Source organism: Halomonas sp. E19, from assembly GCF_052439355.1.
GTDB lineage: Bacteria > Pseudomonadota > Gammaproteobacteria > Pseudomonadales > Halomonadaceae > Halomonas.
Genome location: NZ_JBNFWU010000001.1, coordinates 236,206 through 256,870, shown reverse-complemented (window position 1 = coordinate 256,870; position 20,665 = coordinate 236,206). Strand labels below are relative to the sequence as shown.

Sequence of the window (20,665 nt, the reverse complement as noted above, 5' to 3'; positions counted from 1 at the left end):
GACCCCGGCCAGGGCGCCACAGTACTGACCGGCGGCGATATGGCTCACCCATGGCAGGGTGCCGCTGACTCGGTAGCCCCCGGGACCTGCCGGGCCCGCAGCGCCAGGCTCTCGATCCCCGACAGCGCCTTCATGGGGTTGGAGAGCGCCGTGCCGCCGAAACTGTCGCCCCGGGCGTGGCACTCCAGGAAGTCACCGCAGAGCGCCGGGTTGCCCGACTGCTCCAGGTAGAGGCCGAAGACAACGTGGGCCCAGACCAGAAAGCCGGTGGTGCCGCAGTGGCGGCTGACCTCGGCCATGGCGCCGATGGCCTGGTCGAAGCGCTGGCCGCGGCGGTCCAGGTGGGCCCCAGGCCCCGGCGCGGCCCAGGGACGCCATGATCTCCAGCGGATAGTGGCCCCGGTCGATGCGTCCGGCCATCTCAGCCAGGGGGCCGGCGGCGATCCGCTCGACCCGCGAAACGGTATCGGCACTCGAGGCGTCGCCGGGTGGAAGCCCCGGGGCGGGGGCGGCGCGGTGCGAACGGCGTTGGCAGTGGCGGCTTCGATCATGGTCATCTCTCCGTGCAGGCGTTCAGGGGGACGGTCGCGCGGCTTATTCCGGGTCCGCCAGGCTGATGCTGAAGGGGATGGGGTTGCGCATGGTGTTGGCCACCGGGGAGTAGAAGTTGGCGTGCCGGACGATCTCGTCGAGCTCTTCCCGGGTGGCATCGCCCTCGACCAGCACCTTGACCCGAATCTCCTGGAAGCCCATCTCGGGCGGCTGCATCTCGGCGCCGCCGGCGCCCCAGGCGGCCGGATTGCCGATATCCCCCTCCAGGAAGATCTCAAGGCGGCTCAGCTTGACCTGCTTCCAGGTGGCCACGGCGGTGATCCCCACCGCCAGGCAACCGCCCAGGCCGGAGAGGACGATCTCGCCAGGCGCCGGCGCGGTATCCTGGCCAAACAGGTGCAGGGGCTCATCCACCACCACCTGATGCCCGCTGACGTGGCTGATGGTGCGGTACTGCCCCTCGGTGACGGTATGGACCTTGTTGGTGCCCCGGGTGGAAGGGTTGTTGCGGCCTTTCTCGGCAAAACCCAGCAGGCCTTCGCGATTGATGGGGCGCATGTAGTTGGAAATAGAAGAGGAAACAGTGGCGGTGGCTGCTTGGTTCATGGTGCTCTCCTGGAGCGGGTCGCTTGTTGAAGTGGACACATATCATGTCCTGATCTCAACCAAGAACAAGCAACCAGGAGGCCAATCAATCAAAAAAATCTATAAATCCGTTTTAATTCAATAAATTGTTTAATCAGGAAAGCCCAACGAGAGTCATAAAGACAGGGACAATAACCGACAAAATGACAACTATGTTGACAATTTGTGCAGGCGTAAATCACTAAAGCGCCATAATAGGACAAAGAAATAACTCGATTTTATCAGAAAATACTACTTAAGAGGTTGGCTCTAATTTCAGCGTAAGCACGCGCGGAGAAACCTACTGAACCAGGAAAGAAAGGTAACGACTGCCCTCAAGCTGGCCCGATCCAGGCCGATATGACGGCACCCCTGGAATGCTATAACAACGAAAAAACTAAACGCCTTCTTCCCGCAGGGAGCCTGACATGCCTTTCAGCGAAGCCGAGGAACATGCCCCAGGGCGCCTTCACCACATCTTTGCCGACCCTTACACCGCCTTCGACAACCTGGTGACGGAGCGCCAGCTGCATCTGCGAATCGCCCTGCAGGCGCTGGTCCACGAGCCGCTGGCTGAGGGCCGCCTGACGCTTAGGGTCATACACGGCTGGGAGAACGGCGGTTTTGAACCTGCCGACCTGGCACACGGCGACCACCCCATCGCATCGCTGGTTGAATTCGAGGAGGTGTGCCAGCGCTATCAGCCGAGGCTGGACCGCACCTCTTCACTGCCCCGCGACGACGCCACGCTGCTCGCCGCCCCGCTGGCCGACGCCATTGCCGCTGCCAAAGCCAAGGGCCAGGCGCTGGATGACGAGACCCGCAGCATCCCCGCCCACTGGCCCGCCTTCGAGCACGGCCTGACGCTCTACACCTTCTTCAAGGTGTACTACCGGCTCACCTACGGCGAAGACGACCGCTACCGCTCGATCCGCTGCGAAACCCAGGAAGGCACCCGCGAGGTGCATGAATTCCACCTTGAAGAGGGGGAATTCGCCGTGATCCGCCCCGTCGACGGCCAACAAGGACATAGCGTACTGGCCCTGCATATCAGCCAGTTGGAACCCGTGCTGGCGCTACTGAAGGCGTGCCGCAGCACCTGAGCACCGATACCCCGCCATGGCGGTACGCCTACCAGGCTGGCGCCATGAAGCGCTCGCCGGCCGACTGCCTATTTCTCGCGGGGCACCCTGCCCAGCAGGTAGAACTCCGGGTTGGGCGGGGTGCCGGTAAGGGTAACCAGGCGGTTGGAGAGGCTGAAGAAGGCCGCGACGGCACCGATGTCCCAGATGTCGTCGTGGGTAAAGCCCACTTCGGTCAGCCGAGCCTGCCACTCGTCGGTAAGCTCACCCACCTCCAGGCCGCAGTGGAACGCGAAGTCGAGCATCACTCGGTGGCGCTCGCTGATCGGCGCGGTGTGATGGTTGATGGCCACCTGGTCGGCCAGCAGCGGGTCCTTGCTGTAGATGCGTACCAGCGCGCCATGGGCCACCACGCAGTAGAGGCAACGATTGCGGGCGCTGGTGGCAACCACGATCAGCTCTTTTTCCGCCTTGGTCAGGGTGTCGGACTCGCGCTCCATCAGCGCATCGTGATAGGCGAAGAAGGCTCGAAATTCCGCCGGGCGGTGGGCCAGCATCAGAAAGACGTTGGGTACGAAGCCGGCTTTTTCCTGAACGGCCAGGATGGCGTCGCGAATGTCCTGGGGCAGGTCGTCGAGCGACTCGGGAACGGGAAAACGGCTCAGTGGGGTGGGCATGCGAGTGGCTCCTGACATTATCGTTATTCTGCGAATATCCAGTTAACGTTAACGTCAGCTACCTGTCCATGCGACTTAGGCCGTTGCCAGGAAGCGCTTCGCCACGATCCGATTACGCCCCTGCTCCTTGGCTTCGTACATGGCTTGATCCGCTTCACGGTAGAGCACCATGGCGTCGCGGATATGCGCCCGGCCTTGTGTGTACACCAGGCCGAAGGAGCCGGTGATCACGCCGTGGCGCGAGGCAGGGTGAACGATCTCGAGCCCTGCGAGCGCCTGGCGAAAGCGCTCCAGCGCTTGATGCCCGGCGGCAAAGGATTCGGCTTCGAGCAGCAGACCAAACTCCTCGCCGCCCAGGCGAAACAGGCGGTCGCCGGTACGCCGGAAGTGCGACCGCAGCAAGCCCGCCACTTCGACCAGCACATGGTCACCGGCCTGGTGGCCGCAGCTGTCGTTGAATAGCTTGAAGTCGTCGACATCCATCATGGCGAACAGCAGCGGCTTGCCGTCACGCTCGCGCCGCTTGAGCTCCTCGTTGATCGTCGCCTCGAAGGTGCGGCGGTTCATCAGGCCAGTCAACGGGTCTGTCTGCGCCAGGGAGGCTAGCTGCCGATTGGCCTTCTCAAGCTCCCGGGTGCGCTGTCGCACCTCCTCCTCCAGGCGCTCGTTGAGCTGACGCTGCATGTCATGGGCTTGCTGCTGGGCAAGCAGCCGATCGTTCTTGAGCCGATTGAATTTCCAGGCCAGCCCCAGCGCCAGCAGCAGGAATTCAAGGCCTGAACCGGCTTGCACCGCATATTCGGTCACCAGGTTGTAGGGCAGCAGACCCGCCACGCGCAGGAAGTAGAGCCCAACGCCTACCAGCAGCACGCTCCACGCCAGCAGGAAGATCCTTGCCAGCGTATCGCCCCGGATGCTTCGCCAGGCCGCCAACCCGAGCAACAGCAGGGCCAGTGCAATGGCGGAGGGAATCTGCCCGCGCAAGACGGGCGCGTAGTGCCCCAGCAGCGCCGGCAGTGCACTCACCAGGCACAGGCCTGCCATGCCGTACATCGCCCAAGCCAGCCGCGGCGCGTGGCGCCTCAGACCCAGGTACGCGTCGCTGAACATTGCCAGGGTAATGGCGAAAACACCGATGTTGAGCGGTACGATCTGGTTGTTGAAGGTTGGGTGGTCGGGCCACCAGTACTGGAAGGCGTAGCCGCGCGCGATGAACATTAGCAGGAAAAAGGCACCCAGGTAGACCACGTAGATCAGCAGCAGGCGCTCGCGAGTCGCGAGGTAGAGCAGCAAGTTGTAGATCAGCAGCGCCAGCAGCGCGCCGAAATAAAAGCTGAACGCCATCAGCTCGCGCTGGGCACGCTCCAGAAAGCCCAGGGGCGACATAAGATAGAGCGGCGTGGCATCGAACAGCCCGTCGTGGGTATCCAGGCGCAGTACCACCTGGCGCCTTTCACCGGGCGGCAGTTCGAGCGGCAGAACGAAGGTGCGGTGCGCCACCGGCCGCGAATCGAAGGGCAGGCGGTTGCCTGTGTGCCATGACTGGACCACCTGCCCCTGCGCGTCGACGACCCAGGCGTCGAGATAGTCGTGGAGCGGCATGGCCAGCTCCAGCAGTCGCTGCAGGGCGGCCGGCGAATCATTGAGCACCTCGAAGCGCACCCACCACGCCGATGTCGAGAAGCTGAAGTTCAGGTGGTTCTGACGGGAAGCCTGCCAGGCCAGGCCCTGCGGCGATGCCAGGATCGTCTCGATGCTCAGTTTGCGCCCGGCGTCTTCCAGGAGCCACACCTCCGGACCGAGGTTGCGCTCTCCGCTTTCCAGCGACGCGTCGATCGCGGCGCTGGCCTGCAGGGGCAACAGCATCAGTAGTAGCAACAGCCAGGAAATGGCACCCGACAGCAGGCGGGGCAAGGCGCGGTGCTTGGGCACGTTACGTCCCGTTGTCGTTGACGGAGGCGGCTACTTTAGCAGGTCTTGCAGTACGTACGCTGCGCACAGACGTGAATCGGCCCCGTCTCCGGGAAGACGGGGCCGATTTCTTACACCTCGCGTCGCTGTCAGCTCAACGAGATGGTGCTGTTGATGCCGCTGGAGACGTTCTCCGGCTCAAACCAGCGTGCGGTGACGGTCTTGGTCTGGGTCCAGAACTGGATCGCCTGCTTGCCGTTGGGGCCTAGGTCACCGAGCTTGGACGCCCGCGATCCGGTGAAGCTGAAGTAGGCCACCGGCACCGGGATCGGCACGTTGATGCCAATCTGGCCGATGTCGATGTCGGTCTCGAAGCGGCGCGCCACCCAACCGGAGTTGGTGAAGATCGAGGTGCCGTTGCCGTTGGGGTTGGCGTTGATGAATTCGATCGCCTCGTCCAGGGTCTCGACGCTCACCACGCACAGCACCGGGCCGAAGATCTCCTCGCGGTAGATGCTCATCTCCGGGGTCACGTCGGCGAATAGGGTCGGGCCAACGAAGTTGCCGTTCGGGTAGCCTTCTACCTGGTAGCCGCGGCCGTCGACCAGCAGCCTGGCGCCTTCCTTCTCTCCAGCGCTGATCAGGCGCTCCACGCGTTCCTTGGCTGGGGGAGACCAGCGGGCCCAGGTCCGCGTCGGTCTGGGTGCCAGGGCCCACCTTCATGCTGCGGGTGCCCTCGACGATGTCTTCCAGCCACTCGCGGGCCTCGCCTACCAGCACCACCACCGAGTTGGCCATGCAGCGCTGGCCGGCAGCGCCGTAGGCGGAGCCGAGCAGGTTGTTGATGGCCTGGCTGCGATTGGCATCCGGCATGATCACGCAGTGGTTCTTGGCACCCATCATCGACTGCATACGCTTGCCGGCGGCGGCAGCGCGGTTGTAAAGCAGTGAGCCCACGTGGGTGGAGCCGATGAACGAGAGCGCCTTGATGTCCTGGTGGTCGGCGATCTGGTTGGCCACGTCCGGGCCGCCGTGCACCACGTTGAGCACGCCGGCAGGAATGCCCGCCTCGTGCGCCAGCTCGACCAGGCGCATGGTGGAAGTGGGGTCCTGCTCGGAGGGCTTGAGCACGAAGGTGTTGCCGGTGGCAATGGCCAGCGGGAACATGAAGCAGGGCAGCATGATCGGGAAGTTGAAGGCGGTGATGCCCGCCCCCACGCCCAGCGGCTGGTTGAGGGTATAGACATCCACCTCGCTGGCCGCGTTCTCGGCCAGCTCGCCCAGCTGCAGGCTGGTGATCGAGCAGGCGTGCTCCACTACTTCCAGGCCGCGGCCCACCTCGCCCACGGCGTCGGGTAGGGTCTTGCCGTGCTCCTCGGTGATCAGCGCGGCCAGCTCGTCGGTGTGCTCGCGAATCAGCGCCTGGAGCTTGAGCATGATGCGCATGCGCTTGCCCAGCGGCGTCTTGCGCCAGGTCTTGAACGCCTCCTTGGCGCTGGCCACGGCACGATCGACTTCCTCGGCGGTGCAGAACGGCACGCGTGCTACCACTTCCTGCGTGGCAGGATTGACCACGTCACGCCACTCCTGGCTCTGGGACGGGACGGCCTGGCCGTCGATAAACATTGGGATTTCGCGGATCGACATGGCGGCAAAAGCTCCTCTACTTATTGTCATCGTGGCTGTTCAAGCGCATTAGACTTTCTGTGTATAAATACACGAAATACGTTGAAATCGAGTCTATCCAGTCGCGCAGGGAGGTGACAACGGGTAGTTGTTCACATGCTTTGTGCAATAATGCACAAGCAGCGCGTTTATGGAGACTTCCCATGCTCGACTGGCAGGATATCCAGATCTTTCTCGAAGTGGCGCGCAGCCAGCGCCTCACCGACGCCGCCCGACGCCTGGGGGTCGACCACTCCACCCTGTCGCGCCGCACCCGACGCTTCGAGCAGAAACTCAACACCCAGCTCTTCGAGCGTAGCACCCATGGCTATCACCTGACCGAGGCCGGCCAGCAGCTGCTGGCCCACGCCGAGGAGATGGCCCGCCACGCCTTCGAGGCGGGCGAAAGCCTGGCCGACAAGAACCGTCAATTGAGCGGCCAGATCCGCCTGGGCGTAACCGAAGGCTTCGGCACCTGGGTCATCGCCCCGCTGCTTTCGGCCTTCTGCGAGCGTCATCCGGGTATCACTCTGGACCTGCTCGCCCTGCCCCGGGTGGTCAACCTGAGCCGCCACGAGGCGGATCTCGCGATCACCGTGGAGCGCCCGGCAAGCCAGGGGCTGGTGATCTCCCGGCTGTGCGACTACCGGCTCAGGCTCTACGCCAGCCCGGCCTATCTCGCCCGCCACGGGCACCCCTCGCGGCTCGCCGAGCTGAGCCATCACCGGCTGATCGGCTATGTCGACGACCTGATCTTCAGCGAGCAGCTCAACTACCTTGACCCGCTGCTCGATCCCGCGGTGGTGGGCACGGCACCGCACTTCTCGATCCGCAGCACCAGCGTCACCACCCAGCACGCCGCGGCCCTGCAGGGGCGGGGCTTGCCGTGCTGCCCTGCTTCATGGCCGAGACCGGTGAGCGGCTCGAAAGCGTGCTCGACGACGAGGTAGAGATCGTGCGCCAGTTCTGGATCACCGCGCGCCAGGAGCAGCGCAGGCTGGCACGGGTCAGGCTGCTGTGGGATTTCCTGCGCGAGGCGCTGGAGGCCAACCGGGCGCTGCTGATGGGCGAGGCGCGGGAGCTGGTGCTGCCAGGGGCCTGAGAAAGGGCTTTACGTCCCGCAGAAGGTACGAAAGACCCGCTCGGTGGGCTCGGCCGGGAGCGTGAATTCTTCACGGCCCGGCTGGTCATCGAAAGGATGAGTCACGACCTGCAGTAGCGTCTCGAAGGGGCCGAAGTCGTTCTCGTCCATGGCCGCGGTGAGCGCCTGCTGCACGCGGTGGTTACGCGGGATGAACGCCGGGTTGACCCAACGCATCCGCTGCGCCCTCTCGCTCTCGTTTAGCACCTCCTGGGCAAGGCGAGCGCGCCACTCCTCGAGCCAGCCGGCGATCTCCTCGGGGCGCTCGAACAGCGCGACCAGCGCGGCTTCCGCCTCGGGGTTTTCTGCCGCAGCGGCCAGTTGGCGGAAGCTCAGGGTGAAGTCGGCGCGGCCGCGATGCATCGTCGCCAGCAGCGCCTCGATCAACGCCTTGTCGCCCGGCTGCGGCTGCTCAAGGCCGAGCTTGGCGCGCATTACCCCAAGCCATTCGGCTTCGTACTGCTCGGGGAAGCGCTGCAGCAGCTCGGTGGCGCGCTCCACCGCCTTGTCGCTGTCATCATCGATCAGCGGCAGCAGGGTCTCGGCCAGCCGCGCCAGGTTCCACTGGGCGATCCACGGCTGGTTGGAGTAGGCGTAGCGCCCGCCCTCGTCGATGGAGCTGAACACCATCTGCGGGTCGTACTGCTCCATGAAGGCGCAGGGGCCGAAGTCGATGGTCTCGCCGGAAATCGTGGTGTTGTCGGTGTTCATCACGCCATGGATGAAGCCCACCCCCATCCATTTGGCGATCAGCGCCGCCTGGCGCGCCTGCACCGCTTCGAGCAGGCCCAGGTAGCGCTCGCCGCCCTGCTTCGACTCGAGTTCCGGATAGTGACGCTCGATGACGTGCCCGGCCAGCTCGCGTACGCCTTCGATATCGCCGCGGGCGGCGAAGTACTGGAAAGTACCCACGCGGATATGGCTGGAGGCCACCCGGGTCAGGATGGCCCCCGGTTCGGGAATGCCGCGCATCACCCGTTCCCCGGTGGTCACCGCAGCCAGCGCCCGCGTGGCCGGTATGCCCATGGCGTGCATCGCCTCGCTGACGAGGTACTCGCGCAGCACCGGACCCAAGGGCGAACGCCCATCGCCGCCGCGGGAAAGGGCGTGCGCCCCGCCCCTTGAGCTGGATGTCGCGCAACCGGCCGTCGTGGTCGGTCACCTCGCCGAGCAGCACCGCCCGGCCGTCACCCAGTCGCGGCACGAAGCCGCCGAACTGGTGCCCGGCGTAGGCCTGGGCCAGCGGCTCGGCGCCACGCGGCACCACGTTACCGGCAAACCACACGGCAGCCTCTTCCGCATCGAAGGCGGCAAGGTCGAAGCCCAGCGCCTCGGCAAGAGGCCGGTTGAAGGCCACCAAGTGCGGCTCACGTACGGGCACCGGCTCGAAGCGTTCATAGAAGCGCTCGGGCAGGCGGGAATAGCAAAGGGTGAACTCGGGAAACATGACGGCTCCACTGGCGTTCCTGCCGTCACTGTAGGCCCGACATGAGCGAAAATCGAGCGACGTTGCAACCGCTTACCGCTCGCTACCCTGCGGTTGCGCGTGCCGGCGACTGGCAATACACCACGGTTCACCGCACATTAGCATCTTGACGCGACAGATGTTTCTTCAAGCCACCGGAGCCCCACCGATGAAGATCGTGATCCCCGACGACTATCAGGATTGCGTACGCGACCTGGACGCCTTTGCCAAGCTAAAAGGCCACGACGTCACTATCTACAACGATACCCTGACCGACGAAGACGCCCTGGTGGAGCGCTTCACCGACGCCGAGGCCCTGGTGCTGATTCGCGAGCGCACGCCGATTACCGCCTCGCTGCTGGCGCGGCTGCCCGGGCTGAAGGTCATCAGCCAGACCGGCGGCGGCGCGGCCCACGTCGACCTGGCCGCGTGCAAGCGCCATGGGGTCACGGTGATGGCAGGCACCGGCTCGCCGTATGCCGCCGCCGAGCTCACCTGGGGCCTGGTACTGGCCGCCATGCGTCATATTCCCGAGGAATTCGACAACCTCAAGGCGGGCCGCTGGCAGCGCACCCTGGGCACCGGGCTCAAGGGCCGCACGCTGGGCATCTTCGGCTACGGCAAGATCGGCAAGCTGGTGGCCCGCTACGGCCAGGCCTTCGAGATGAACGTGCTGGTGTGGGGCCGCGAGGGCTCAATCAGCCGCGCCGCCGAGGCGGGCCTCGACGTGGCGGCCAGCCAGGCTGAGCTGTTCGAACGCAGCGACGTACTCAGCCTGCACCTGCGCTTGAACGACGCCACCCGCGGCATCGTCAGCGCCGAGGACCTCGCCCGCATGAAGCCCACGGCACTGCTGGTCAACACCAGCCGCGCACCGCTGATCGCCCCGGGCGCCCTGGAAGCGGCCCTGCGCAAAGGCCACCCGGGACGTGCCGCGGTGGATGTCTTCGACGAGGAGCCGGTGGCCGGCCACCCGCTGCTGGCACTGCCCAACATCCTCGCCACCCCGCACCTGGGCTACGTGGAGAAGGACAGCTACGAGCTTTATTTCGGCGATGCCTTCGACAACCTGCTGGCCTTCGACGCGGGCCGGCCGGTGAAGAACCTGGCGAGTGAATCATGAAGCAGCCGGGGGATCCGACATGAACGGAAAGACGACCTGGTGGCCTGCAGAACTCGGCTCACCCAACGCCACCGGCGAACAGAAGGGTTCACGCTATGCCTACTTTGCACAGGCTCGGCGCCTTGTTGTGCAGAGCGGAGACAGCGTCCGGGTCTATGACACCCTTGACCATCGCATCAGTGGCTTTGCCCAGCAGCAGCGAGACCAGAGCCGGTTGACGGTGACCAGCCAGCATGGGGAGATCGATCTCGCCGGCCTGCCGGTCATCTCCACCGACGGGCAGCCGCCGAATTAGATTAGCCAAGACGAATCAACGGCATTTATCCACCTACGCTTTTGCGGCACCATGAAGTCTCGCCATTCGCAGGAAGCCCGCCATGCCGTTCGCCGCCCCCCAGGAGAGTGCCCTCACCCCCGGCTTCATGGTCGTTCACGGCAATCGCCTGGAGGACCTGCGCGGCGTGTCGGTGGCGTGGATGAAGCGCCACCCGCTGGCGCCGCTGGAGAACGAGACGATCCTGGTGCAGAGCAACGGCATCGGCCAGTGGATGAAACTGGCGCTGGCCGCCGACGAGGCCGACGGCGGCAGCGGCATCGCCGCCGCGCTGGACGTCACCCTGCCGGCGCGCTTCCTGTGGCAGGCCTACCGCGCGGTACTCAACCATGTGGAAGACGACCCCAACGCGGTGCCGGCCACCTCGCCCTTCGACAAGTCGCGCCTGCTGTGGCGGCTGCTGCGCCTGCTGCCGGAGTTGATGCCGCGCGACGAGTTCGCCCCGCTGCGCCGCTTTCTCGAAGGCGACAGCGACCTGCGCAAGCATCACCAGCTCGCCGAGCGCCTGGCCGACCTGTTCGACCAGTACCAGGTGTACCGCGCCGACTGGCTCGAGGCCTGGTCCCGCGGCGAAGACGTGCTGATCTCCGCCCGCGGCGAAGCCCAGACGCTTCCCGACACCCAGCGCTGGCAGCCGGCCCTGTGGCGTGCCGTGGTGAACAGCGTTGCCGAGGACGTAGGCGACGACGGCGTGGCCTCCAGCCGCGCCATGGTGCACCGGCGCTTTCTCGCCGCCGCCCGCGAGCTTCACGGTGGCAAGTGCCCCCGGCCTGCCGCGGCGGGTGATGGTGTTCGGCATCTCCTCGCTGCCGCAGCAGGCGCTGGAAGCCCTGGCCGCCATCGCCCGCTGCTGCCAGGTGGTGCTGTGCGTGCACAACCCTGCCAGCACTACTGGGCCGACATCATCGAACACAAGGACCTGCTCCGCGCCCAGCGCTACCGCCAACGGCGCAAGGCCGGCATGCCCGAACGGCTCGACGTGCTCGGCGTTGGCGACGCCAGTGGTGACGGAGCCGAGAGCCTGCACCTGCACGCTCAGCCGCTGCTCGCCGCCTGGGGTAAGCAGGGCCGCGACTACCTGCGCCTGCTCGACGAGCACGACGACGCCCAGCAGTACGAGGCCTTGTTCCGGGCCGACTCGCTGCGCATCGACCTGTTCGAGCCCTTCGTGCGCGAGGGCGACGGCCGGCTGCTGCAGCAGTTGCAGGACGACATCCGCGAGCTGCGCCCGCTGCACGAGACCCGCGAGACCTGGCCGGCGGTGGACCCGAGCCGCGACGACTCCATCGTCTTCCACGCCGCCCACAGCCCCCAGCGCGAAGTGGAGATCCTGCACGACCAGCTGCTCGCCGCCTTCAGCGCCGACCCGAAGCTCAAGCCCCGCGACGTGATCGTGATGGTGCCGGATATCGACCACTACGCTCCGCATGTTCAGGCGGTATTCGGACAGCTGGAACGCGACGACCCGCGCTACATCCCCTTCACCCTCTCCGACCAGGGCAGCCGCCACCGCCTGCCGCTGCTGATCGCACTGGAGAAACTGCTGCACCTGCCGGAGCTGCGCCTCTCGGTGAGCGACCTGCTCGACCTGCTCGACGTGCCCGCGCTGCGCGCCCGCTTCGGCATCGACGAGCAGGACGTGCCCACCTTGCGCCGCTGGATCGAGGGTGCCGGCATCCGCTGGGGGCTCGACGCCGGCCAGCGCGGCAGCCTCGACCTGCCCGCCGGCATGGAGCAGAACACCTGGGCCTTCGGCCTGCGCCGGCTGCTGCTGGGCTACGCCGTGGGCGAGGCCACCAGCGGCCCGTGGCAGGGCATCGAACCCTTCGACGACATCGGCGGGCTGGAAGCGGCGCTGGCCGGCCCGCTGGCCGCGCTGCTGGAAACCCTGGAGCAGCAGTGGCGCCGCCTGCGCGAGCCCACCGACGTGGCCAACTGGGTAGCGCGCCTGCGCACCCTGCTGGAGGCGAGCTTTCTGGCGGAAGCACCGGAAGACAGCCTGATGCTGGCCCAGCTCGAACAGGCGCTGCAGAGCTGGCAGGAGAGCGCCGAGGAGGCCGGGCTGACCCGCGAGCTGCCGCTCTCGGTAGTGCGCGAGCACTGGCTGGCCCAGATCGACGAGCCCAGCCTGTCGCAGCGCTTCCTGGCCGGCGCGGTCAATTTCGCCACCCTGATGCCGATGCGCGCCATCCCGTTCAAGCGGGTGTGCCTGCTGGGCATGAACGATGGCGACTACCCGCGCAGCCACCCGCCGATGGACTTCGACCTAATGAACGGCGACTACCGCCCCGGCGACCGCTCGCGCCGCGAGGACGACCGCTACCTGTTCCTGGAAGCGCTGCTCTCCGCCCGGGAGCAGCTCTACGTCAGTTGGGTGGGCCGCAGCATCGTCGACAACAGCGAGAAGCCGCCCTCGGTGCTGGTCGGCCAGCTGCGCGATCATCTACAGGCCGGTTGGCAAACGGCCGACGGCAGCGACCTGCTCGCCGCCCTCACCACCGAGCACCCGCTGCAGCCGTTCAGCCGCCGCTACTTTCCCAGCGAGGCGCAGCAGGCCGAGCACGATGTGGCGGCCAAGCGGCTGTTCACCTACGCCTACGAGTGGCGCGAAATTCATGGACATGCGCATGGTGAAGCGGCCCCGGCAACGGCGCCCCTCGAGCTGACGCCATACACCCAGGACGCCCCGCTGACTATCACGCAGCTAGGGAGCTTTTGAGAGACCCGGCCCGCGCCTTCTTCACCACGCGCCTCAAGGTCTTCCTGGAACGCGAGGATATCGTCAGCCTCGACCACGAGCCCTTCGACCTGGACGGCCTCGCCAACTGGCAGCTACAGGACCTGCTGATCCGCGAGCAGCGCCGCGCCCTGGATGAAGGCCGCGAGCGCCTGCCCGTGCTGCTCGACACCCTCGACCGCTTGCAGGGCCAAGGCGTGCTGGCCATGGGCGCCTTCGGCGAACGCATGCGCGAACAGCTCAGCGAACCGATGGACGCACTGTTCGAAGCCTACGAGGAAGCGCTGGACGCCTGGCCCCGCACCATCGAGGAGCCCGAGCCGGTGCAGCTCGACGTGCCCGGCGCCCCGCCCATCGAAGACTGGCTCGACGAACTGCGCGAGAGCGCCACCGGCGAGCGCTGCCGCCTGGTGCTCGCCAGCAGCAGCCTGGTCAAGAAAGGCAAGTACCGCTGGTCGCACATCCTGCGCCACTGGGTCGCGCACCTGGCAGGCCATTTGAACGACCGGCCCATGACCAGCCTGCTGCTCTCCAAGGCCGGCCACGTCACCCTGCCGCCCCTCGACCCGGAAGCGGCCCGCCAGCAGCTGCGCGAAATCGTTCGCACCTGGCAGGCCGGCATGCAGATACCGCTGCCGCTCCCTGTGATACCGCCTTCGTCTGGCTTAGCAAGTTGGGAACGCCCGATACCGAGCGCGACAGCGACGCCTGGCGCGCCGCCGCCAGTACCTACAACGGCGACGACTTCAACGCCGGTGAGGCGGGCCGCAACGCCTACCTCGCCCACCGCTGGCCCAGCTTCACCGCGCTCTATGAAGCCCGTCAGGACAGGCTCGGCTTCGCCGAACTCACCGAACGGCTGCTCGCCCCGGTGCATCTGGCCGTGAAAGGCGACAAGAAAGAGGGTGACAAGAAACAGAGCGGGAAGAAGGCAACGGGGAGCCAGGCATGAGCAACGTCACGCAGCTGAATCCGCTCGACTTCCCTCTGCATGGCAGCAGGCTCATTGAGGCCAGCGCCGGCACAGGCAAGACCTTCACCATCGCCCTGCTCTACGTGCGCCTGGTACTCGGCGCCCGCTCGGCCAACGACGAGGCCGCCTTCGAGCGCCCGCTCACGCCACCCGAGATCCTCGTCGTCACCTTTACCAACGCCGCCACCCAGGAGCTGCGCGAGCGGATTCGCGCGCGGCTGGTGGAAGCCGCTGGTGTGTTTCTAGAAGGGCATGAATCGAACCTGAACCTTGCAGAGGCCTCGGGGGCAGCTCCTGGCGGAGATCATTTGACAGGGATGTCAAATGTAGCGCCCAGGGATGGGTTCACAGCGCCTCCGCAGGAGCTGCACGCGAAGGCCTGCGACCACCAGATCCACTGCTCCTGGCCCTCCGCGACCAATACGATCCCTCCACCTGGCCCGCCTGCGCCCGACGCCTGCAGCTCGCCGCCGAATGGATGGACGAGGCCGCCGTCTCTACCATCCACAGCTGGTGCTATCGCATGCTGCGCGAGCACGCCTTCGACAGCGGCAGCCTGTTCTCGCTCAACCTGGAAAACGACCAGACCGAGCTGGAACTCGAGGTGGTGCGCGACTACTGGCGCAGCTTCTACTACCCGCTCAACCTCGACGAGCTGGCCACCGTGGTGCGCCACTGGAGTACCCCCGAGCAGCTGCACGCCGCCGTGCGCGGCCTGATGCCCGAAGCCGATGCACTGAACAAGCACGCCCCGCCCCCGGCCGAGACCATCGCCAACGCCAGCCGCGAAACCGCCGAGCGCCTGGCCCAGCTCAAGGCCCCTGGCCCCAGTGGGTGGACGAGTGCGAAGCGCTGTTCGAAGAGGCCGCCCAGCAGAAGGCCTTCAAGGGCCAGAGCTTCAACGCCAAGAGCCGCGCCAACTGGCTCGGCGCCCTGCGTGAATGGTGCCAAGGGGAGGCCACTTGGCCCGGCCTGACCGAGGCCGCCTGGAAGCGCCTCACGCCCCAGGGCATGGCCGATATCTGGCTCAAGGGCGAGCCGCCGGATCACCCGGCGCTGGCCGCGCTGGAAAAGCTCCAGGACGAACTCAACGCCCTGCCCGATCCCTACGCCGATCTGCTCACCCACGCCGTGCACTGGTGCCGGGCGCGGCTCGACCGCGAGCAGGAGCGCCGCGCCGAGATGGGCCCCAACGAGCTGCTCACCCATCTCGACCGGGCCCTCACCGGCCCCAACTGCGAGGCGCTGGGCGCACAGATCCGCCGCCAGTTCCCGGTCGCCCTGGTCGACGAGTTCCAGGACACCGACCCGGTGCAGTACCGCATCTTCGACTGCGTGTACCGCATCCGCGAGAACCGCCCAGAGTGCGGAGTATTTCTGATCGGCGACCCCAAGCAGGCGATCTACGCCTTCCGCGGCGCCGACATCCATACCTACCTGCGCGCCCGCCGCGACACCCAAGGCCGCCACGTCACCCTGGGCACCAACTTCCGCTCCAGCCGCGAGATGGTCGAGGCGGTGAACCGCTGCTTCGCATTCGCCGAAGCCCACCCGCCCGGCGCCTTCCTGTTCAACTCGCCCGAGGGAACCCCGTTCCCTTCAATGCGGTTGGCGCCAAAGGACGCAAGGACTCACTCACCCGCCAGGGCCAGCCCCTGCCGGCCATGACCCTGTGGCAGCTAGAGTGCGACGAACCGCTCTCCAAGACCGCCTACCAGCAGGAGATGGCCGAGCGCTGCGCCTCCACCATGGTGGAGTTGCTCAACGAGGGGCTAAGCGGCAGTGCCGGCTTCCGCAACGAGCAGGGCGAATTGCAGCCGCTCAAGCCTTCCGATATGGCGGTGCTGGTCAACGGCCTGGGCGAGGCGCGCTCGATCCGCCAGGCGCTGGCCCGGCGCGGGGTGAAGAGCGTCTACCTCTCCGACAAGGACAAGGTGTTCGCCTCGCCGGTCGCCCCCCAGCTCGACGCCTGGCTGCGCGCCTGCGCGGCGCCCGACGACGACAGGCTGCTGCGTACCGCCCTGGCCACCCCGGTGCTGGGGCTCGATATCGCCACGCTGGATAAGTTGAACGAAGACGAGCTGGCCTGGGAAGGCCGCGTACTGCAGTTCCGCGACTACCATCGGCTGTGGCAGCGCCAGGGTGTGCTGCCATTGGTGCGCAAGATCATCCATGACTTCAACGTGGCTACGCGTCTGCTCGCCTGGGGGCCTGCCAGTGACGGTGAGAGAGCACTTACCGACCTGCTGCACTTAGGGGAATTATTGCAACACGCCAGCCAGGAGCTCGACGGCGAACACGCGCTGATCCGCTTTCTCGCCGAGGCCATCGCCAACCCCGAAGGCCACGGCGACACCCACAAGCTGCGCCTGGAGAGCGACGCCGACCTGGTGCAGGTCATCACCATTCACAAGTCCAAGGGGTTGGAGTACCCGCTGGTGTTCCTGCCCTTCATCTGCAACCACCGCCCGACGAAGAAGGACGACTCGCCGCTGCGCTGGCACGACGCCGAGGGCCGCCTGCGCATCAGCCTGGAAGCCGACGACGAGGCCCTGGCCACCGTCGACCGCGAACGCCTGGGCGAAGACCTGCGCAAGCTCTACGTGGCGCTGACCCGCGCCCGCCACGCCACCTGGCTCGGCATGGCCCCGCTCAAGGGCGGCGAAGGCAGCGCCACCGGCCAGCTGCTGGCCAACGGCGAAGCGCTGAGCCCGGCTGGATTCAGCGAAGCGCTCGCCAGGCTCAAGGGCGACTGCGCCGCCATCGAGATCGCCCCGGCGCCGCCGGCCCATGCGCAGATCGTCCGCCAAACCGAGCGCGACGATGCCCTTGGCGAAGCGCGCATTCCAACGCGCCCCGCCCGAGAGCACTGGTGGATCGCCAGCTACTCGGCGCTGCGCCTCTCCGGCGAGATCGTCAGCGTCGAATCGGCCAGCGCCCCAGTAAGGACTAACTCACCTGTTAAGCCCCATGACAGCGAAGCGCAGCGGAGCGGCAGCCTGCCGGAACCCGCCACCGCCATGGAGGCCACCGCGCTGGAGGTATTGGAAGAGCCCCGCGACAGCGGCCAGAGCGAACCGTTGCCTTCCTTACACCGGTTCCCCAGAGGCCCCGGGCCTGGGACATTCCTGCATGGGATTTTGGAGTGGGCGGGCGAGCACGGTTTCTCACGGGTGGCCCGCGACCCCGCCTTGCGCGAGGAGACCCTGGCGCGGCGCTGCCAGGTGCGCGGCTGGCAGCCGTGGCTGAACACCCTGCACGCCTGGTTCGGCACCCTGCTCGCCGCCCCGCTGCCGCTGCCCAACGGCGCGGGCAGCCTCAGGCTCGAAGCGCTGACGAGCTACCAGGTCGAGATGGAGTTCTGGTTCGCCTCGCGCCAGGTCGACACTCGCCGGCTGGACGCCCTCGTAAGTGCTTACACACTGGCAAGCCCGGATAACGGCTCGGGTGCCGGCCTGCCCCGCCCCGCGCTGGATGCCGACACCCTCAACGGCATGCTCAAGGGCTTCATCGACCTGGTGTTCGAATTTGATGGGCGCTACTACGTGGCCGACTGGAAATCGAACCACCTGGGGCCGGACGACAGCGCCTACCGCCAGGAGGCCATGCGCCAGGCGGTGGCCGCCAAGCGCTACGACCTGCAGTACGCGCTCTACCTGCTGGCCCTGCATCGGCTGCTCAAGGCGCGCCTACCAGGCTACGATTACGACCGGCATATCGGCGGCTCGCTCACCGTCTTTCTCAGGGGGCGAATGCGGAGAGTCGCGGCGTACACGCCGAGCGCCCCCGCGGGAGCTGATCGAAGCGCTGGATGCACTGTTCCAGGGCGACGCCCGAGCGGCAGGCACCCGCACCACCACGGAGGCGCCGGCATGAGCAAGCGCAGCAAGCACCACGACGACGCCACCCCGGACCTGTTCGCCGATCTCGGTGAGGAACCCGCAGGCGGCAGCCAGGCAGCCGACGAGGGCGCCGAACCTGAACCGCCCCAAGCCGCCCAGGGCAATGTACAAGCCGCGCTCCACGACACCCAGGCGCTGTTCGCTCTGCTCGACCGCTGGGTGGAGCGCGGCTGGCTGCGCGCGCTGGACCGGGCGCTGGCCAGCTTCTTCCAGCGCGAGGTGAGCGACGCCCCGCCCCTGCTGCTGCTCGCCGCGGCGCTGGCCAGCCATCAGCTGGGCCGCGGCCACGTGTGCCTCGATCTCGCCCAGACCCTGGCCGCCCCCGACCTGGCGCTCTCGCTGCCGCCGGAAGGCGACGACCTGAGCGACCCGCCGCCGCTGCCCAGCGACCTGCTGGCCGAGCTGGATCTCGCCACCTGGCGCGACGCCCTGTACCACCCTGCCCTGGTGGCGGATGGAAACGAACCACCGGGAAACACTCCGCTGGTGCGCAGCGAGCGCGACGGCAACGTGCGGCTCTACCTGCGCCGCTACTGGCAGTACGAGCAGGACATTCGCGGCCTGATCGGCAGCCGACTTACTGCCACCACCGACGCAGAAGCCGATACCGTCACCCTGGCCCGGGCACTGGCGGCACTCTTCACCCCGGGACATGAGCTCGACTGGCAGCAGGCCGCCTGTGCGCTGGCCAGCCGCTCGCGCTTCGCGGTGATCACCGGCGGCCCCGGCACCGGCAAGACCACCACCGTGGTCAAGCTGCTCGCGTTGCTGCAGGCGCTGGCCCTAGGCGAAACCGCACCCGCCGGCGCCGCCCCGCGCCCGCTGCGCATTCGCCTGGCCGCCCCCACCGGCAAGGCCGCCGCCCGGCTCAACGAATCCATCGCCAAGCAGGTGCAGGGGCTTTCGCTGGTGGAACTGGCCGCCGCCGTGGGCCAACAGGGTGTGGATATCTCAACCCTGCGCGACAGCATTCCCACCGAAGTGACCACACTGCATCGCCTGCTGGGCTCACGGCCGGATACCCGCCACTTCCGCCACCATGCCGGCAATCCGCTGACGCTGGACGCCCTGGTGATCGACGAAGCCTCAATGGTGGATATCGAGATGATGGCTGCCGTGCTCACCGCCCTGCCGCCCAGGGCGCGGCTGATCCTGCTCGGCGACAAGGACCAGCTCGCCTCGGTGGAAGCCGGCGCCGTACTCGGCGACCTATGCCAACGCGCCGAAGGCGGCCACTACACCCCGGCCACCTGCGACTGGTTGCAACGGGTGACCGGCACGCCGATTCCTGAGCAGTACAAGGACGAAGGCGGCCAGCCGCTGGACCAGGCCATCGCCATGCTGCGGGTGAGCCACCGCTTCGATGCCAAGAGCGGCATCGGCCAGCTCGCCGAAGCGGTCAACCGCCCGCTCGGTTCCGGTCAGAATGAGAAAGAGGGCCAGAAAGAGAAGAAACGCGCCGTGCGCGAGATCTTCCAACAGGGTTACGCCGATATAGCCCGCCTCGCCCTGGCGGACGCCGACGACCCGGCGCTGGATCGCCTGGTGGTGAACGGCAACCCCGCCGGATTCACCGACAGCGGCGAAGGTCGTCACGACCGACGCGGCGAACCCATCGCGCCGCCGCGAGGCTACGCCCACTACCTGGACGTGATGCAGGCGGTACGTCCCACGCAGCCCTACTTCGGCGAAGGCGAAGCGCGCCAATCCTACGACGACTGGGCCCGCCAGGTGCTCGCCGCCCACGGCCACTTTCAGCTGCTGTGCGCACTCAGGAAAGGCCCTGGGGCATCGAAGGGCTTAACCCGCGCATCGGCCGCGCCCTGCGCCGCGCCGGCTGGCTCAAGGCCAGCGACCTGGAGCTGGAACAGGGCTGGTTCGAAGGCCGCCCGGTACTCGTTACCCGCAACGACTACGGCCTGGGGCTGATGAACGGCGATATCGGTATCACCCTCGCCGTACCCGAGGCCCGCAGCGCCAGTGAAACGCCCGGTCGCACCCTGCTGCGCGTCGCCTTTCCGGCCAGCGACGGCAGCGGCGACATCAAGTGGGTACTGCCCAGCCGCCTGCAGGCGGTGGAAACCGTTTTTGCCATGACAGTACACAAATCCCAGGGCTCGGAATTCACCCACACCGCCCTGCTGCTCCCCGACGCCCCCAACCCCATCCTCACCCGGGAGCTGGTCTATACCGGCATCACCCGGGCAAGGGACTGGCTCACGCTGGTAGAGACGGGGCGTGGGATGCTGGATGAGGCGGTGACGAGGGAGGTGGTCAGGGTGAGTGGGTTGAGGTGAAGTGACGGTATTTACCTAACAGTCGACCGCTAAAAAGCAAAATGGGTCATAGCCCCCATGGGTTATAAAACGAGTGTCTGACGCTCGGCTGTAACATCAAGAGGAAACGACTATGACCGTCGAAAGAAAGTTAGCACATCTAGCATATTATTCTCTAGACATATAAGAACCTCTCAACCATA

At 66.6% G+C, this 20,665-nt stretch carries 9 protein-coding genes and 5 pseudogenes; 8 read left to right on the top strand and 6 right to left on the bottom strand.

Annotated elements, in window-relative coordinates; genetic code table 11:
* Positions 1 to 44: 44 nt before the first annotated feature.
* Entirely contained in the window at positions 45 to 551 is a 507-nt protein-coding gene (locus tag ACUDAL_RS01410; protein ID WP_444676863.1) for a hypothetical protein, read from the bottom strand.
* Positions 552 to 594: 43 nt separating this feature from the next.
* Positions 595 to 1,158 (bottom strand): OsmC family protein, encoded by a 564-nt coding sequence (locus ACUDAL_RS01405; RefSeq protein ID WP_444676862.1) that lies wholly within the window; start codon positions 1,156 to 1,158, stop codon positions 595 to 597.
* A gap of 446 nt (positions 1,159 to 1,604) precedes the next feature.
* Between ACUDAL_RS01405 and ACUDAL_RS01400 the strand changes: the two genes are divergently transcribed.
* Complete coding sequence (locus ACUDAL_RS01400) at positions 1,605 to 2,279, top strand: hypothetical protein (RefSeq protein WP_444676861.1); 675 nt, start codon at positions 1,605 to 1,607, stop codon at positions 2,277 to 2,279.
* A gap of 68 nt (positions 2,280 to 2,347) precedes the next feature.
* On the opposite strand, the gene ACUDAL_RS01395 is transcribed toward ACUDAL_RS01400, so the two are convergent.
* The 3 genes and pseudogenes from ACUDAL_RS01395 to ACUDAL_RS01385 all read right to left on the bottom strand — a co-directional run bounded on the left by ACUDAL_RS01395 (position 2,348) and on the right by ACUDAL_RS01385 (position 6,493).
* Positions 2,348 to 2,935, bottom strand: a complete 588-nt coding sequence (locus ACUDAL_RS01395; protein WP_444676860.1) for a peroxidase-related enzyme — start codon at positions 2,933 to 2,935, stop codon at positions 2,348 to 2,350.
* A 75-nt stretch (positions 2,936 to 3,010) separates the two neighbouring features.
* Positions 3,011 to 4,867: a sensor domain-containing diguanylate cyclase gene (locus ACUDAL_RS01390; protein WP_444676859.1), complete on the bottom strand. Its 1,857-nt coding sequence runs from the start codon at positions 4,865 to 4,867 to the stop codon at positions 3,011 to 3,013.
* Between the two features lie 128 nt (positions 4,868 to 4,995).
* A pseudogene (locus ACUDAL_RS01385) lies at positions 4,996 to 6,493 on the bottom strand (CoA-acylating methylmalonate-semialdehyde dehydrogenase).
* Positions 6,494 to 6,675: 182 nt separating this feature from the next.
* Here ACUDAL_RS01385 and ACUDAL_RS01380 point away from each other — a divergent pair.
* Together ACUDAL_RS01380 and ACUDAL_RS01375 are read left to right on the top strand one after the other, a co-directional pair.
* On the top strand, positions 6,676 to 7,461 hold the full coding sequence (locus tag ACUDAL_RS01380) for a LysR family transcriptional regulator (RefSeq protein WP_444676858.1): 786 nt from the start codon (positions 6,676 to 6,678) through the stop codon (positions 7,459 to 7,461).
* Positions 7,413 to 7,613, top strand: a complete 201-nt coding sequence (locus ACUDAL_RS01375) for a hypothetical protein (RefSeq protein WP_444676857.1) — start codon at positions 7,413 to 7,415, stop codon at positions 7,611 to 7,613. The genes ACUDAL_RS01380 and ACUDAL_RS01375 overlap by 49 nt, the downstream gene beginning before the upstream one ends.
* A 9-nt stretch (positions 7,614 to 7,622) precedes the next feature.
* Here the strand turns inward: ACUDAL_RS01375 and ACUDAL_RS01370 are convergent.
* Positions 7,623 to 9,099, bottom strand: a pseudogene (locus tag ACUDAL_RS01370) (protein adenylyltransferase SelO).
* Between the two features lie 187 nt (positions 9,100 to 9,286).
* Between ACUDAL_RS01370 and ACUDAL_RS01365 the strand changes: the two are divergent.
* From ACUDAL_RS01365 to recD, 5 genes and pseudogenes are all read left to right on the top strand, one after another.
* A complete protein-coding gene (locus ACUDAL_RS01365) occupies positions 9,287 to 10,240 on the top strand; it encodes a D-2-hydroxyacid dehydrogenase family protein (protein WP_444676856.1) in 954 nt (317 codons plus the stop codon).
* Between the two features lie 19 nt (positions 10,241 to 10,259).
* Positions 10,260 to 10,535 carry a hypothetical protein gene (locus ACUDAL_RS01360; protein WP_444676855.1) on the top strand — a complete coding sequence of 92 codons (276 nt, stop codon included), beginning with the start codon at positions 10,260 to 10,262 and terminating at the stop codon, positions 10,533 to 10,535.
* 82 nt (positions 10,536 to 10,617) lie between these two features.
* Positions 10,618 to 14,263: pseudogene (gene recC, locus ACUDAL_RS01355) on the top strand (exodeoxyribonuclease V subunit gamma).
* A pseudogene (gene recB, locus ACUDAL_RS01350) lies at positions 14,260 to 18,160 on the top strand (exodeoxyribonuclease V subunit beta). Before recC ends, recB begins: the two co-directional pseudogenes overlap by 4 nt.
* Positions 18,157 to 20,483: pseudogene (gene recD, locus ACUDAL_RS01345) on the top strand (exodeoxyribonuclease V subunit alpha). Before recB ends, recD begins: the two co-directional pseudogenes overlap by 4 nt.
* Positions 20,484 to 20,665: the final 182 nt, after the last annotated feature.